The organism is Streptomyces klenkii, assembly GCF_003626645.1.
In the GTDB taxonomy this organism is placed as follows: Bacteria; Actinomycetota; Actinomycetes; order Streptomycetales; family Streptomycetaceae; genus Streptomyces; species Streptomyces klenkii.
Map to the genome: position 1 here is coordinate 403914 of NZ_RBAM01000004.1, position 14823 is coordinate 418736.

At 73.0% G+C, this 14823-nt stretch carries 17 protein-coding genes and 1 tRNA gene; 15 read left to right on the plus strand and 3 right to left on the minus strand.

Annotated features, from left to right (window positions below; genetic code table 11):
• Positions 1-35: 35 nt before the first annotated feature.
• On the minus strand, positions 36-236 hold the full coding sequence (locus tag D7231_RS11920; protein WP_120755206.1) for a hypothetical protein: 201 nt from the start codon (positions 234-236) through the stop codon (positions 36-38).
• Between the two features lie 217 nt (positions 237-453).
• A complete protein-coding gene (locus D7231_RS11925) occupies positions 454-1266 on the minus strand; it encodes an alpha/beta fold hydrolase (protein ID WP_120755208.1) in 813 nt (270 codons plus the stop codon).
• Positions 1267-1435: 169 nt separating this feature from the next.
• Here D7231_RS11925 and D7231_RS11930 point away from each other — a divergent pair, with 169 nt between their 5' ends.
• From D7231_RS11930 to D7231_RS11940, 3 genes are all read left to right on the plus strand, one after another.
• Positions 1436-2065 carry an HhH-GPD-type base excision DNA repair protein gene (locus tag D7231_RS11930; protein WP_120755210.1) on the plus strand — a complete coding sequence of 210 codons (630 nt, stop codon included), beginning with the start codon at positions 1436-1438 and terminating at the stop codon, positions 2063-2065.
• 156 nt (positions 2066-2221) lie between these two features.
• Entirely contained in the window at positions 2222-2518 is a 297-nt protein-coding gene (locus D7231_RS11935) for a type II toxin-antitoxin system VapB family antitoxin (protein ID WP_030368795.1), read from the plus strand.
• A 102-nt stretch (positions 2519-2620) separates the two neighbouring features.
• The gene (locus D7231_RS11940) at positions 2621-3334 is read left to right on the plus strand and encodes a LytR C-terminal domain-containing protein (RefSeq protein WP_120755212.1); all 714 of its coding nucleotides are present in this window, start codon (positions 2621-2623) and stop codon (positions 3332-3334) included.
• A gap of 91 nt (positions 3335-3425) precedes the next feature.
• On the opposite strand, the gene upp is transcribed toward D7231_RS11940, so the two are convergent.
• Positions 3426-4061, minus strand: a complete 636-nt coding sequence (upp, locus tag D7231_RS11945) for a uracil phosphoribosyltransferase (RefSeq protein ID WP_058045443.1) — start codon at positions 4059-4061, stop codon at positions 3426-3428.
• 189 nt (positions 4062-4250) lie between these two features.
• On the opposite strand from upp, the gene D7231_RS11950 reads away from it, so the two are divergent.
• From D7231_RS11950 to D7231_RS12005, 12 genes are all read left to right on the plus strand, one after another.
• The gene (locus tag D7231_RS11950) at positions 4251-4508 is read left to right on the plus strand and encodes a hypothetical protein (protein ID WP_120755213.1); all 258 of its coding nucleotides are present in this window, start codon (positions 4251-4253) and stop codon (positions 4506-4508) included.
• Positions 4509-4673: 165 nt separating this feature from the next.
• Complete coding sequence (locus tag D7231_RS11955) at positions 4674-5207, plus strand: tRNA adenosine deaminase-associated protein (RefSeq protein WP_120755215.1); 534 nt, start codon at positions 4674-4676, stop codon at positions 5205-5207.
• A 34-nt stretch (positions 5208-5241) separates the two neighbouring features.
• Entirely contained in the window at positions 5242-5733 is a 492-nt protein-coding gene (gene tadA, locus D7231_RS11960; RefSeq protein ID WP_120755217.1) for a tRNA adenosine(34) deaminase TadA, read from the plus strand.
• A 113-nt stretch (positions 5734-5846) separates the two neighbouring features.
• Positions 5847-5936, plus strand: a tRNA-Ser gene (locus tag D7231_RS11965).
• 249 nt (positions 5937-6185) lie between these two features.
• A complete protein-coding gene (locus tag D7231_RS11970) occupies positions 6186-7346 on the plus strand; it encodes a transaldolase family protein (RefSeq protein WP_120755219.1) in 1161 nt (386 codons plus the stop codon).
• A 386-nt stretch (positions 7347-7732) separates the two neighbouring features.
• Complete coding sequence (locus D7231_RS11975; RefSeq protein ID WP_199739345.1) at positions 7733-8800, plus strand: PLP-dependent cysteine synthase family protein; 1068 nt, start codon at positions 7733-7735, stop codon at positions 8798-8800.
• A gap of 74 nt (positions 8801-8874) precedes the next feature.
• Positions 8875-10185, plus strand: coding sequence for an ATP-grasp domain-containing protein (locus D7231_RS11980; protein ID WP_120755220.1), 1311 nt, complete (start codon positions 8875-8877; stop codon positions 10183-10185).
• Positions 10182-10874, plus strand: a complete 693-nt coding sequence (locus D7231_RS11985; RefSeq protein WP_120755223.1) for an NADPH-dependent FMN reductase — start codon at positions 10182-10184, stop codon at positions 10872-10874. The genes D7231_RS11980 and D7231_RS11985 overlap by 4 nt, the downstream gene beginning before the upstream one ends.
• Before the next feature lie 59 nt (positions 10875-10933).
• The gene (gene epsC / locus D7231_RS11990) at positions 10934-11533 is read left to right on the plus strand and encodes a serine O-acetyltransferase EpsC (protein WP_241999663.1); all 600 of its coding nucleotides are present in this window, start codon (positions 10934-10936) and stop codon (positions 11531-11533) included.
• A 274-nt stretch (positions 11534-11807) separates the two neighbouring features.
• Positions 11808-12482: a class I SAM-dependent methyltransferase gene (locus D7231_RS11995; protein WP_120755225.1), complete on the plus strand. Its 675-nt coding sequence runs from the start codon at positions 11808-11810 to the stop codon at positions 12480-12482.
• Between the two features lie 128 nt (positions 12483-12610).
• Complete coding sequence (locus tag D7231_RS12000) at positions 12611-13900, plus strand: MFS transporter (RefSeq protein ID WP_120755227.1); 1290 nt, start codon at positions 12611-12613, stop codon at positions 13898-13900.
• A gap of 50 nt (positions 13901-13950) precedes the next feature.
• A complete protein-coding gene (locus D7231_RS12005; RefSeq protein ID WP_120755229.1) occupies positions 13951-14769 on the plus strand; it encodes a VOC family protein in 819 nt (272 codons plus the stop codon).
• Positions 14770-14823 lie beyond the last annotated feature (54 nt).

Below are 14823 nucleotides of genomic sequence, written 5' to 3' on the forward strand. Positions count from 1 at the left end.
CGCCCCGGCGCGGGCCGGGGCGGTGGGCGCGCGCGTCAGACGAGCGCACGCGTGTTCGGCGAGTCGGGTGGGAGGGGGCCGTTGTGGGCAGTGAGCCGTTCGACGGTGCCGAGCTCGTCGATCTGCGGTTCCACGTACGGGCGCTTGAGGGTGCGGGGGTGCTGGACGGTGCGGGAGCGCTGGACGGTCGCTGAGGTGTCGGTCGCCGGCGTGATCGGGTCGTGCGTGCTCTCCATTGCGGTCCCCCTGTTCCGCTGGGCACGGCTGGGCACTACAGGGCACTGAGTCCCGCCCACTCCACGGTCGTGCACTTCCGCCGCTCCCGCACAGAGGGGGACGACGCGCTGGAGCGGCGCCCCGGAGCAGGTGGCGGGGCACGCGGCGCGCGGACGCTCACGTACCGGTGTGCACGCCCGGACGGGCCTCACGCGGTGTCACGCGGCGGCGCTCCCGTCACACCGCGGCGATGAACTCCCGCACCATCTCCGCATACGTCTCCGGATGCGACACCTGCGGCACGTGCCCCGCGCCCTCCAGCCCCCTGAGCTCCGCCTGCCGCACGCTCCGGGAGAGCTCGACCGTCACCGGCGGGAGCCACGGCAGGCTCTCCGTCCCGTACGTCAGCAGCGCCGGCGCGGAGAAGCCGGAGAGCCGGGTGAGGTCGAGGCTCGCCCAGCCGGGGTCGCACTGCTCGTGCACGAAGGCGCGGCTGTTGGCGACGAGGACCGCGCGCACGCGCGCGGGCAGGGCCGCCCAGGAGCCCGGCCCGAGGGCCACCTCCTCCATGAAGCGGCGAACTCCCTCACTCTCCTCCCCGGCGAGGATGAGGGCCACCGCCGTGTCGATGCCCTCCTGCGCGGCCCGCACCAGCACGTGCGCCGGGTCGTCGCCGCGGATCACGCCCAGCAGCGGCGGCTCGTGCGCGATGAGGCTGCGGAACAGGCCGGGCCGGCGGACGGCCAGGCCCAGCGCCGTCGACGCGCCGAAGGAGTTGCCCGCGACGTGTGCCGGGGCGAAGCCCAGCGTCTCCATCAGGGCGGCCAGATCGTCCTCGTGGTCCCTGCGGACGCCGTTGCCGAGGGTGCGCGTGCTGCCGCTGTGGCCGCGCCGGTCGTAGACGAGGACCCGGAAGGACGCGGCGAGGGCCGGGACGACCGCCTGCCACGTGTAGTGGTCGGTCAGCCCGCCGTGGACCAGCACCAGCGGCTCGCCTTCGCCCACGACCTCGTGGAAGAGCTCCGCGCCGCGCACCCGGACTCGCGCCATGCCGGGCCTCCCTCGCTCGGACGTCCATGACAGCCGCGCGCCGCCGCGCCCGCAAGAGCACCGCCCCCGGGTTCACCCGTTCGCACACGGGCCCGCGCGGAGCCGCCCGCGGGTGACACCCGGGCTCCGGCTCCCTCCCGCACGCGCCCCGCGGGGCGATCATCGAGGCATGGACATCACCCTGCACCTCGCACAGCAGCCCGAGGCCGACGCCCTGCTCGGCCGCAGCCCGCTCGCCGCGCTGGTCGGGATGCTGCTGGACCAGCAGATCCCCATGGAGTGGGCGTTCTCCGGCCCGTACGCCATCGCGCAGCGGATGGGCCGCGACGACCTCGACGCGTACGAGATCGCCGCCTACGACCCCGACGCGTTCGCCGGGCTGCTGTCCGAGAAGCCGGCCGTGCACCGCTACCCCGGCTCGATGGCCAAGCGCGTCCAGCAGCTCTGCCAGTACCTCGTGGAGCACTACGGCGGCGAGGCGAGCGCGGTGTGGGACGGCGCCGGGACCGGGGCGGAGCTGCTCGCGCGGCTCAAGGAGCTGCCCGGCTTCGGCGAGCAGAAGGCCCGGATCTTCCTCGCGCTGCTGGGCAAGCAGCTCCAGGTCGCGCCGGAGGGCTGGCGCGAGGCGGCCGGCGCGTACGGGGAGGAGGGCTCCTACCGCTCGGTTGCGGACATCACCGGGCCCGAGTCGCTGGCGAAGGTGCGGGAGCACAAGCAGGAGGTCAAGCGCGCGGCCAAGCAGGCGGCGGCCGCCAAGGCCACGATCCGGCCGGCGAAGCCGGCGAAGAAGAAGTCCTGACGTCCCCAGCCTGTGGATGACGGATTTCCCGCACGGTCCGCCCCGTATTTCCGTACCGGAGACCGCCCCCGCTGCTCCTGGTATGCGGCCGATTGTCGCCTTCGCGCTGCCGTGCCGTGGCTGCGCCGGGAGCCTGTCGCCCGGTAGGCTTTCCGTGTGATCTTCAAGCGCATCGGAAACGGGCGGCCGTACCCCGACCACGGCCGGGAGAGCACCCGGCAGTGGGCGGACGTCGCCCCGCGCCCGGTGCGGCTCGACCAGTTGGTGACCACCAAGCAGCAGCTCGACCTGGAAACCCTGCTGGCCGAGGACTCGACCTTCTACGGCGACCTCTTCGCCCACGTCGTCAAGTGGCACGGCGACCTCTACCTCGAGGACGGCCTGCACCGCGCCGTGCGCGCCGCGCTCCAGCAGCGCCAGGTGCTGCACGCACGCGTGCTCGAACTGGGCTGACCGGAGGCTCTTTCCGGCCGTTGTTCGGCCTTTCGGGTAGGGCCGCGCGAACCCATTGATCATTTAGTAGGCAGCGGCCCCGCCCCGCACTACGCTGCGCCCATGAGCATGCTCACCCCTCCCGGCATGGGCGGCAGATACCGCATTACGGGCAAGCGATTCCCGCACATGCGCCGCCCCAGAAACCGCCGCAGGATCGTGCTCGCCGCAGTCACCTCGTCCGCCGCGCTCGCCCTGGCCGGATGGGGGACCTTCCAGCTCGTCGACGTCTTCACCGGGGGCCCGAGCGAGACACAGGCCCACGGTGCGGGAGCGAAGGGCGGGAAAGGGGCGAGGGACGGCGACTGCAAGGCGGCCGCGGACGAGGAAGCGGAGACGAAGCCGCTGCCCCGCCCGTCCGACATCACCGTCAACGTCTACAACGCGACTCCGCAGGGCGGACTCGCCAAGATCACCGCGGATGAGCTCAAGAGCCGCGGCTTCAGGATCGGCAAGGTGGGCAACGCCCCCGCCCTCTACGACAAGAAGGTCGAGCGGACCGGCCTGCTGATCGGTGCGCCGGAGGCCGCGGAGGGGGCGCTGCGGGTCGTCGGCACGCAGATGGCCGGGGCCGAGATCAAGAACGACCAGCGCGACACCGACGAGGACGTCGATCTGGTCATCGGCAATGAGTTCAAGGAGCTCACGGCGCGGAAGGACGCCGACCGGGCTCTGACCGACATGGGTGTCGAACCGGGAGAGGGCCCGGCGCCCTCGGGGTCCCCGTCCTCGGCACCGCCGTCGAAGGCGGCGTCCCCGGCACCGAAGAGGTGCTGAGGCAGCCCTCGACGGGCTGAGGGGGTAGAAGGGCTGCGGCCCGGCGGAACGTAGGGCCGCCGGGCCGTCGCGTTCGTCGTGAGCCTGGCGGCTAGCCCGCCGTGCCGTACATGCGGTCGCCCGCGTCGCCCAGGCCCGGGACGATGTAGCCGTTCTCGTTGAGGCGCTCGTCGACGGAGGCGGTGACGACGGTCACCGGCGCGCCGGCCAGCTCGCGCTCCATGACCTCGACGCCCTCCGGCGCGGCCAGCAGGCAGATCGCGGTGACGTCGTCCGCGCCGCGCTCGATCAGCTCGTTGATCGCCGCGACCAGCGTGCCGCCGGTGGCCAGCATCGGGTCCAGGACGTAGACCTGGCGGCCCGAGAGGTCGTCGGGCATGCGCGTGGCGTACGTCTCCGCCTTGAGGGTCTCCTCATTGCGGATCATGCCCAGGAAACCCACCTCGGCGGTCGGCAGCAGCCGGACCATGCCGTCCAGCATGCCGAGGCCGGCGCGCAGGATCGGCACGACCAGCGGGCGCGGGTGGGAGAGCTTGACGCCGGTGGTCGCCGTGACCGGGGACTCGATGTCCACCTGCTCCGTGCGCACATCGCGCGTGGCCTCGTAGGCGAGCAGGGTGACCAGCTCGTCGGCGAGACGCCGGAAGGTGGGGGAGTCGGTGCGCTTGTCGCGCAGGGTGGTGAGCTTGTGCGCCACCAGGGGGTGGTCGACGACGTGGATCCGCATGACATCGACATTAACCGAGCTTTCGGCCCCCGGCGGCCGCCGTGCGGCGTTCGACGCCCCGCCGCCGGTCTGCGACGGTCTGTCGCCGCACTGGCATCAAACCACCACTTAGGGGGAAAGTGGGCACGTACGCCCGGTCTGTCGCTCCGGGCGTGGCCGGCGAAGCACTCGGCACGAGGTGGTCCTGCCATGGCTGAAGACGCCCCCGAGAAGCCCCACACCAAGTCCGACACGATGTCCGACATCAAGTCCGGCACGAAGCCCGACACGATGTCCGAACCCGGAACCGCCCCCGAAGCCGGGGACGAGGCGGACCGCCGCCGCAGACGCGCGCAGTTCCTGCGCGAGCTGAACGAGGCGAAGGAGCTCCGCGACCGCGTGCAGCCGCGCCGGGCCCGGGCGGCCCGGATGCGCCAGCAGATGCGGATGCGGACCTTCCGCTGGTGATCCGTACGGCGGCCCCGCGGCGCCACGTGAGGCACATCTCTTCGGACTGCTGCACGACGCAGGGCGGAAGACCTCTCGCAACGGCGAGGTTTCTGCCACGATTCCGAATGGGCGGGGTGGTCCCCGTCCGGCCCGGCACCGCCTATGACCAGTGGGAGAGTCACGGTGTACTTCGCCGCACTGCTCGCGCGCACCGAAGACGGATGGCAAGCGAGCGATACAGAACTCGACAACGTGGAAACCCTGGCCGACCTCGCCGACCTGGCCCGTGAGTCCGCGGTGGACGACGACACGGTCCTGGCGTTCATCGAGCAGGAGGACTCCTGGTTCGGGATCGTCCGCGTGGACGGCGAGGACGACCCGCGCGTCTTCGTCTCGAACGCGGTCGTCGCGGGCCGCAGCTCGTACGGCGCCATGCTCGTGGACGAGCTGATCGGCCGCGACGAGGACGACGGCACCGACGACCTCGACGACCTCGACCTGGACGGGACGGAGGACGGTGAGCCCGACGCCGTGGAGGACGAGGCCGAGGAGGCGGGCGACGCCGCCGAGCCGCGGCCGGCCGGCCCGCTCGGCGACGCCGAGATCCTCTCCGACCTCGGTGTGGGCGCGAAGGAGCTGCTCGCCCTCGAAAGGGAGGCGCTCAGCGAGATCGCCGACGCCCTCGGCTGCACGGACGTCCTGGAGGCCGTCCGCTGACGGCCGCCGGGCCCGGTTCGCTCACACTGGTGCCATGAACGAAGCCGTCCGCGAGCCGACAGACCACGACCCCGTGCGCGCCCCGTGGCTCGCCCCCATGCGGGCCGCCCTGGACGAGGCCGTACGGGCCCCCGCCACCGGCGACGTGCCGGTCGGCGCCGTGGTGCTGGGCCCGGACGGCTCCGTCATCGGCCGCGGCCGCAACGAACGCGAGGCCACCGGCGACCCGACCGGCCACGCCGAGGTCCTCGCCCTGCGCGAGGCGGCGCGGGCCGTCGGCGAGTGGCGCCTCGCGGGCTGCACACTGGTCGTGACGCTGGAGCCGTGCACGATGTGTGCGGGCGCGATCGTCCTCTCCCGGGTCGACCGCGTCGTCTACGGCGCCGTGGACGAGAAGGCGGGGGCGGCCGGCTCCCTCTGGGACGTCCTGCGCGACCGCCGGCTCAACCACCGGCCCGAGGTGATCCAGGGCGTCCTCGCCGGGGAGTGCGCGGCGCTCCTCACCGAGTTCTTCCGCTCCCGGTGAGCTCCCGGTGAGCCCCTGGTGAGCGCCCGGTGAGCGCCTCATGAGGAGCGTCACACCGGTCCGGCCCGGTATCGATTTCAGACCACGGCCCACCGTCCGCTAAGCTCTCTCTCGGTAGCGTGTCCGAGCGGCCTAAGGAGCACGCCTCGAAAGCGTGTGTGGGGGCAACTCCACCGTGGGTTCAAATCCCACCGCTACCGCCAGCGACACCCCTTCGTCCGTGGAAACGCGGACGGAGGGGTGTTCTGCATGTCCGGGGCGAGTGTTCCGCATGTCCGGGGCGACCGGGGGTGTCCTTTGCTCCCGGCATTGCTCTGCCGCTTCCGGCATCGCTCTACGGATTGCTCTACGCATCGCCCTGCGCATTGCTTTACGCATTGCTCTGCGAAAATCATGCGACGCACCGTCAGCTTCCTTGACTCGTAAGGTCTTTCCGCCGAGGATGCCGCGGCGTGCGTCGAGCGGAGGGGCGCTCGCATGGACAGGGCAAGGGGAGTGACGAGGTGTGCGGCGCGGGCATCATCAGCCTGCTGGCGGACCAGGGCGTGTCGCGCTGGCTGGACGGCGCCGAGTGGCAGGAGCCCAATCCGCGGCGGCTGGCCCGGCTCGTCGACGACGGGCTGATCAGCGGGCTGGCCCTCGGGCCCGAGCCCCTCACGCGGTCCCTGCTCCGGCGCGGCCGGCCCGTGCGCGGGACCGGGGGGCCGGTGACGGCCGGGGCCCTGCGCGCCGCGGAGGGGCTGCTCGCGGCCGAGGGGCGGCGCGCGTGCGACGTGCTGCTGCCCGTGCACGAGCGGACCGGCGGCCGGGACGGGCACGTCGCCCTGGAGGCCGGCCCCGTCGCGGACACGGCCACGGCGCGGCGGCTGGCGCGGGCCGTCGACCGCCCCAATGTGCTGGTCGCCCTGCCCGCCGGGCCCGACGGGCTCGCCGCGGCCGCGGACTGCCTCGCCGAGGGCATCGGCGTGGACCTCGGGCCCGTGCTGTCGCCCGCCCACTACGGCAAGGCGGCCGCCGCCTGGCTGGACGGCCTGCGCCGCGCGCACCGCGCGGGGCGCGACCTCTCCGCGATCCGGGCCGTCGTCTCCGTGCCGCTGGCGCCCGTGGACGCCGCCTTCGACGAGCGGCTGCGCTCCTCCTCGTCCGAGGCGGCCCGGATGATGCGCGGCGAGGCGGCCCTCGCCTCCGCGCGGCTCGTCTTCCACAGCCACGAGCGGCTGCTGGCCGGGCCGGACTGGCGCGAGCTCGCCGCGCTCGGGGCGCGGCCGCACCGGGTGCGCTGGACGGACACCGCCGTGCGCGCGCCGGGCGGGCCCGGCACGCGCTACGTGGACGAGCTCGTCGTCCGCGGCGCGATCACCACGCTGGGGCCCGCGACCCTGGAGGCCGTCGCCGAGCGCGGCAATCCGCGCGGTGACGCCGTCACCGGCCGGGGCCGCGCCGCCGCGCGCGTCCTGGACTCCCTGGAAATCCTGGGCGCCCCGTACGCCCCCACGGTCCGCGCCCTGGCCTCCCGGGCGGCGGCGCTGCGCTCCGCGCGCTGGAACGCCTTGCTGGCGGCGGTCAGTGGCGTGCTGGGCGCGGCTGGTGCGGCGGGCGGCCGGATCGGCTGAGCGGCTGGATGGCTGAACGGTTCGTGGTTCGTGGTTCGCGGCTCGACGGCTGAACGGTTCGACGGCCGGAAGGCGTAAATCCGCCCGCGTACCCGTGGCGTAAACATCGGAGTGCGGCGGAACTGGCCGGAATTCATAGCCGGTGAGGCGTCCCTATTTCTGCGGCCCGGCTTTGCAACTCCCCTCTCCGTAGCGGAAGTTGTGCGTCCGATTCATATTCCCACCTGGTCGGATGCCGATCCTCCGGGGGAGGTAATAAGTCATCTTCGCCGTGAAGATGTGACGGCAATCACATTCCCCGCTGTTGTGAACATCTCTTCACCTAGGGTGATCGCGCTGCCTTTGAACGTGCATGTGAACGTGTAAATGGCTCAGGGAGGCTGACGGTGTATCAGGCCGGAAACGACGCGAATTCCTCTTACCCCGCCCCCCGCCCCGAACCACTCGAAGCCCCCTACCCACCCGGCAGTCTGGACCCGGTCCGCGCCGCGGTGGACACCGCCGCGGTGGCGGAACGGCACCCGGCGTACGAGAAGTTCGGCCAGGAGCTCGGCAACACCTCGCTCATCGAGGTGCCGGGCCCCCGCGGCGGCGCCGCCGTGCTGGCCAAGTGCGAGTGGGAGAACCCAGCCGGCTCCGTCAAGGACCGCGTCGCCCACGCCCTGCTCGGCAGCGCCCTCCAGCGGCACGGCGACCGCCCGCTCGACGAGCTCCGCATCCTGGAGTACTCCGGCGGCAGCCTCGCCAACGCCCTCTCCCGCCTCTGCGCCGACCTGGGCATCCGCTCCCGCTTCGTCCTCTCCTCGGCGAGCCCCGGCAGCCTCCTCGGCACCCTCGCCGAGCGCGGCGCCCGCGTCGACCTGGTCGACAAGGAGCGCGGCTTCCTCGAAGTCGTCCGCGAGGCCCTGCGCATCGCCGCCGCCGAACCCGAGTGGACCCTGCTCTACCAGCACCGCAACCCCGCCAACGTGCTGCTCCAGGAGCGCACCACCGGCGCCGAGCTCGTCGCGCAGCTCGGCGGCCGCGTCCCCGACGCCTGGGTGGCCTCGATCGGCACCGGCGGCACGCTGATCGGCGTGCTGCGCGCTCTGCGCGCCCGGTTCCCCGCCGTGCGGGCCGTCGGCGTCACGCCCGCCGAGCTGCCCTACGGCAGCGAGGAGCCGCCCAACGGGCAGCGGAAGTACGCCGGGTCGGGCGGCATGGGCCACGGCATCAGGCAGCCGTTCGTGACGCTGTACGACGACGAGACCGAGCACCGCACCGTCTCGTACCCGCGCGCCTTCGCCGCCATGGGGGAGTTCCGCGACCTCACCGGCCTCCGGATCGGCAGCTCCGCCGCCGCCAACTGGCTGGCAGCCAAGGAGATAGCCGCCGGTCTGCCGGCTTCGGCGACGGTCGTCACCGTCTTCCCCGACGCCGGGACGCCCGAGGAGTGGGAGCAGCTCGGACGATGACGACGACGCCTTCTTCTTCCTCCTCTTCCCCCTCTTCCTCTCCTTCTCCTTCTTCTCCTTCGCACCTGGTGCTGGTGGAGACGACCCCGACCGCCGGATTCAAGATCGTGTCGGAGGCTCTCGCGCTCGGCCACGAAGTGACCTTCGTGGCCCACTCCCTCGATCCGTACCTCGCCGCGGAGGGCGGCGAGGAGGCGCTGCGGACGCCGACCCGGCTGCTGACCGGGGTCCCCACCACGGACCCGGGCGGCCTCCTCGACGTCATCGGCACGCTGCACCGCAAGCATCCTGTGCACGGCCTGCTCGCCCTCAGCGAGGGCCACCTGCCGGCCACGGCCGAGGTCGCCGAGGCGCTCGGCCTGCCCTTCGAGAGCGCGGCGGTGATGCGGCGGCTGCGCGACAAGCACGCCGTGCGCGAACGCCTGGCCGCCGCGGGCGTGCCGCAGCCCGCGTTCCGGCAGGCCCGGACGCCCGAGGAGGCCGTGGCCGCGGCCGCGGAGATCGGCTACCCCGTCGTGGTCAAGCCGGCCGACGGCTTCGGCTCCCTCCACGTCGGCGTCGCGAACGACGCGGCCGAAGTGGCCGAGCTGGCCGGGGCCGTCGCCGGGGCGCGCTCGTACGGGCGCGGGGTCGCCGGCAGCGGCGTGGCCCTGCTGGAGGCGTACGTGCCGGGCCCGGTCGTCAGCTGCGAGATGGTGACCGTCGACGGCACCAGCACCCCGTACGGCTGCGTGGACCGCTTGCTCGCCCCCGCGCCGCACCCGGTCGAACTGGGCGGCTGCTTCCCCGCCGAGCTGGACGACGACGTCCGCGAGGCCGTCGAGCGCGTCGTCGCCGACGCGCTCGACGCCGCCGGCATCCGGCGCGCGCACACCCACACCGAGGTCGTCCTCGGGCCGGACGGCCCGCAGATCATCGAAATCAACGGCCGGCTCATCGGCGGCTACGTCCCCACGATGATCAATTACGTGCTGGGCCGGAACATCTACCACGACGTCATCGAACTCGCCCTGGGCGGCAGCCCGTCGCCCTCCCCGGCGCAGGGCGTCGGCTGCATCCGGGCGATCACCGCCCCGGCGCCCGGCGTGCTCGCCGGCATCGACGCAGAGGCGGCACGGAGCGCCCCCGGGACGGCCGAAGTGATGCTGCACGCGCGCCCCGGGCAGCCGGTGCGCCCTGCGCGCAACAACTTCGACCGGCTCGGCTTCCTCATCACGACGGCTGACACGGCGGCCGAGGCGAGGAAGGCGGCGGAGGACGCGCACGCCCTTGTACGGGTGACGGTTGAGGACGCCGCGGATGCCGCGGATGCCACGGGCGCTGTGGGCTCTGCGGATGCCGCGGGCGTCGCGGATGCCACGGACGCTGCGGAGGGGGCCGCGTGAACCGTTTCCGCACGCTGTGCGTGGCCGGGAGCCCGAGCCGCGGATCCCACACCCGGGCGCTGGTCGCCCACATCGGCGGCCTGCTGGAGCGGCGCGGCTCCGAGACCGTCCTGGCGGACCTCGCCGAGCTCGGCCTGCCGCCCAGCCACCCCGACCACTACTGGAGCCCCGAGCCCCACCCCGTCGCGCGGGCACGCGAGTTCATCGAGGCGGTGCGCGCGAGCGACGCCCTGGTCCTGGGGACGCCCGTCTACCACTCGGGCTACTCCGGACTGCTCAAGAGCGCTGTCGACCTGCTGCCGCGCGACGCCTTCGAGGGCAAGGCCGTAGCCCTGGTCTCGCACGCGAGCGGGCCGCGCGGGTCGGCCGCCGCCTGCGAACAGCTGCGGCAGGTGGTGAAGGCGCTCGGCGGGTGGGCGGTGCCGATGCAGGTCAGCACGGTGACCGCGGATTTCGCGGATGTCGTGGACCTTACGGACTCCACGGGTGGCGGGCGGCGGACGCTGGACGAGGCGGGGCCGGTGCACGCGCGGTGCGCGGAACTGGCCGATCAGCTCGCGGTGTTCACGCGCGCGATGCGGGGAGCGGACGGCCGTACGGACAGCCGTGTGGACGTCCGTGTGGATGGCTGTGCGGACGGCCGTATGGACGACCCGGCAGACGGCACGCGGGCGGGGGTGGCGGCTTGAGAATCACCGGAATCGCCTCCCGTCTGAGCTCCCTGAGCTCCCTGAGCCCTCTGAGCCGCTTGAGCTCCCTGAGCCGCCTGCGCGAGGACCTGAAGGTCGTCGCCGAGCGCGACCCCGCCGTCCGCAGCCGGGCCGAGGCGCTCCTGTCCCCCTTCCTGCCCGCCCTGTGGCTGCACCGGCCCGCGAGCAGGCTGCACGCGCGGGGCCACCGGGTCGCGGCCCGCGTGCTGTCGCTCGCCGGCCGCTTCCTGTCCGGCGGCGTCGACATCCACCCGGGCGCACGCGTGGGGCGGCGGCTGTTCATCGACCACGCCGCGGCCGTCGTCATCGGCGAGGACGCCGTGATCGGCGACGACGTCACCCTCTACCACCAGGTCACCATCGGCGCCGTCGGCTGGTGGCGCGACCGCCACCGGCTGCCCGGCGAGCGGCGGCATCCCACCCTCGGCGACCGCGTCGTGGTGGGCGCGGGCGCCTCCGTCCTCGGCCCGGTGCGCATCGGCGACGACAGCCTCATCGGCGCGCACGCGCTGGTGACGACGGACGTCCCGGCCGGGAGCCGGGTGGGCGCCCCCAAGAGCGAGATCCACCCGAAGGGCAGGCCGGCCCTGGCACGGGCCGGCGGCACCGAAGCGACGAGGAAGAGGAGCGGCCTTTGAACCCTCCCCCGGCTGAAGCAGGGGGATTCCTGGCTCAGGAAGCCCCGCAGGTCAGCGACCCGCAAGGTCTTACTCCCTCAACACCAGCCGGGACGGAACCTGCCCGGTTGTGTACGGCAAAGCCGGGGTTGCGCTTTCTTGGCTCTCGATCAACGCGCGTACGGAGCTTGGTTCTTGCAACGCACAGCGTGCAGCCTACCGGCTCCCTGCCCTGCTCCGCAGGGCTTCGATTCCTCCCCTGCCTGAAGGCAGGGGCATCCTTGAAGGAGACCAGGTGACCACGACGAACCCGGGCATCGACACGGACGGCGGCACCAGTGGTGCCGACCCCTACCGCCGGGTCCTCCGCGACGCCTTCGTCCGGCGCTACGAGGACGGCGCGGACTCCTGGAGCGAGGAACCGGCCATGCGCGAGCTGGTGCCCCTGCTCTGCACGGAGCTGGCGGCGGGCAGCAGCGTCATCGACATCGGCGCGGGCCGCGGCCGCGACATGGAGCTCCTGCTGGCCGCCGGCCACCGCGTCACCGCGGTCGACCTCGTCCGCCTCCCCGACTGGGACGACATAGCCCGCCGCTACGGCGCCGCCGCGTCCTTCGAGGTCGGTGACTTCGCGGACATGGCCGACGCCGCCCACATCTACGACGCGGCTGTCGACAACGGCGTCCTCCACCACCAGGCCCCCGCCGCCTACGCGCAGTACCTCGCGAACGTACGGCGGCGGCTGCGCCCCGGCGGGCTGCTGGCCGTCAGCCTCTTCACCACGGCCGAGGAGCTCGCCGAGGGCGTTCTCAACCGCGCCGATGACGGCCGTCTGTCGCGCTGGTTCAACGAGCGGGAGGCGACGGAGCTGCTGGCCGGCGCCGGGTTCACCGTGACCGCCGTCCGCACCGTCCGCAGGGAGCTGCCGGGCCTCGCCTACCTGCTGGTCCTCGCGCGCCGCGACGCGTAAGCCGTACAGCCGCGCGAGCCGTACGGGCACGTAGGCCGTCCCGTACAGCCGCGCGAGCCGCACGGCCGTCGCCCGGCAAGCCGTACAGCCGCACAGCCGTACAGACGTCAAGGGTTTGGTACTGACTGATGACCGCTCCGTCCCCGAGGGGGCCCGCCGCGGCAGGCCCCGCCCCCGCCTCCGCGCCCGCCGCCAAGCCGGGCAGCCGCATGTTCGCGTCGCTCGCCGTGCGCAACTACCGCTACTTCTTCTTCGGGCAGTTCATCTCGAACTCCGGCACGTGGATGCAGTTCGTCGCCCAGGACTGGCTGGTCTTCCACCTCACCGGCAGCACGTTCGCGGTGGGCGTCACCACGGCGCTGCAATTCCTGCCGGTGCTGCTGTTCGGCCTGTTCGGCGGGGTCGTCGCCGACCGGTACCCGAAGCGGCGGATCCTGCTCACCACGCAGGGCGCGATGGGCCTGTTCGCGGCGGCCCTGGCCGTGCTCACGCTGACCGGCACCGTCGAGGTCGCGCACGTCTACGTCTTCGCGTTCCTGCTCGGCCTCATGAACGTGTTCGCCAACCCGGCGATCCAGACGTTCGTCCCCGAGATGGTCGGTCCCGAGCGCATCGCCAACGCGGTCAGCCTGGGCGCCGTCAACTTCCAGAGCGCCCGCCTGCTCGGCCCGGCCGTGGCGGGACCGCTGATCGTCGTGATCGGCAGCGGCTGGGCGTTCGCCCTCAACGCCCTCTCCTACCTCGCGGTGATCGCCTCCCTGCTGGCCGTGCGGGCCGCCGAGCTGCTCCCGTCGAAGCCCGCGCCGCGCGAGAAGGGCCAGGTCCGGGCGGGCCTGCGGCACGTGCGCGAGCATCCGCAGCTGATGCTGCCGATCGTGCTGGTCGGGTTCGTCTGCACCTTCGGCTTCAACTTCCCGACGCTGCTGTCGGGCTTCGCGTACAACGTCTTCGACGGCGGCGCGAAGGAATTCGGCTTCCTGACGACGGCGGTCGGGCTGGGGGCCCTGGCGGGGGCGCTGCTGTCGGCGCGCCGGCGGAGCGGCAGCGCGGTGGTCATGGTGGTCACGGCGGCGGCCTTCGGCGTGCTGGAGGCGCTGACGTCGGCGGCGCCGGGCATCTGGTGGTTCGGCGCACTGATGGTGCTGGTGGGGCTGCTGAACGTGACGTTCGCGACCACGGCCAATGCGCTGGTGCAGCTGAACACGGACCCGTCGATGCGGGGCCGCGTGATGGGCCTGTACATGCTCGTCTACACGGGCGGGACGCCCATCGGCGGCCCGGTGGTGGGCTGGGCGGTCCAGCACTACGGGGCGCGGGCCGGGATCCTGGCGTGCGGGCTGGTGGCGGTGGCCGCGGCGGCGGTCGTGGGGCTCGTGGCCCTGCGCGCTCCCCGTGCGGGCGCGGTCCCGGGTGATTAGCGTGGCTACGGGGGCGCCAGGGACGTAGCAGCCCGGAAGGAGCCGGAACCATGGCCGCGCAAGCAGAGGGCATGCCGTGCTGGGCCGACGCGATGTTCACGGACGTCGAGGCGGCCAAGGATTTCTACGGTGACGTCCTGGGATGGACCTTCGGCGAGAGCGCGTCGGAGTTCGGCGACTACACGGAGGCGTACGACGCGGACGGCAAGGCCGTGGCCGCCGTGGTGCCTCCCATGCCGGGCCAGGAGGGCCACTCCGCCTGGAACCTCTACTTCGCCTCGCCCGACGCGGCAGCCACCGCCGCGAAGATCCGCGCGAGTGGCGGCGAGCTGCTGATGGACCCGATGACCGTCGGCGACTTCGGCACGATGGTCCTCGCCCGCGACCCCTCGGGCGTCACCTTCGGCGTCTGGCAGGCCGGCACCCACGAGGGCTTCGGCAAGCGCGGGGAGGCCGGCGCGTACTGCTGGGCCGAGGTCTTCACCCGCGATCCGCGCAAGACCGACGCCTTCTTCCCGGCCGTCTTCCCGTACGGGGTGCAGCGCATCAAGGGCGACGCGGACACCGACGACGAGGAAATCGACTTCAAGCTGTTCACGCTCGGCGGCGACGCGGTGCTCGGCCGCATGGTGATGGGCGAGGAATTCCCCCCGGAGGTCCCGCCGCACATTCAGGTCTTCTTCGCCGTCGGCGACTGCGACGCCACGGTCGCCAAGGCGACGGAACGCGGCGGCGACCTCAAATTCGGCCCGATGGACAGCCCCTTCGGCCGCTTCGCCGCATTGACCGACCCCCAGGGCGCGTCGTTCGCCGTCATCGACCTGAGCGCGACGACGGGAAAGATGCCGGAGCTGACGGTCGAGAAGTGAGCCGAAGGGGAAAGTGAGGCAGGGCGTCGCCGGACGGGCCGGAGCGCGCGGACC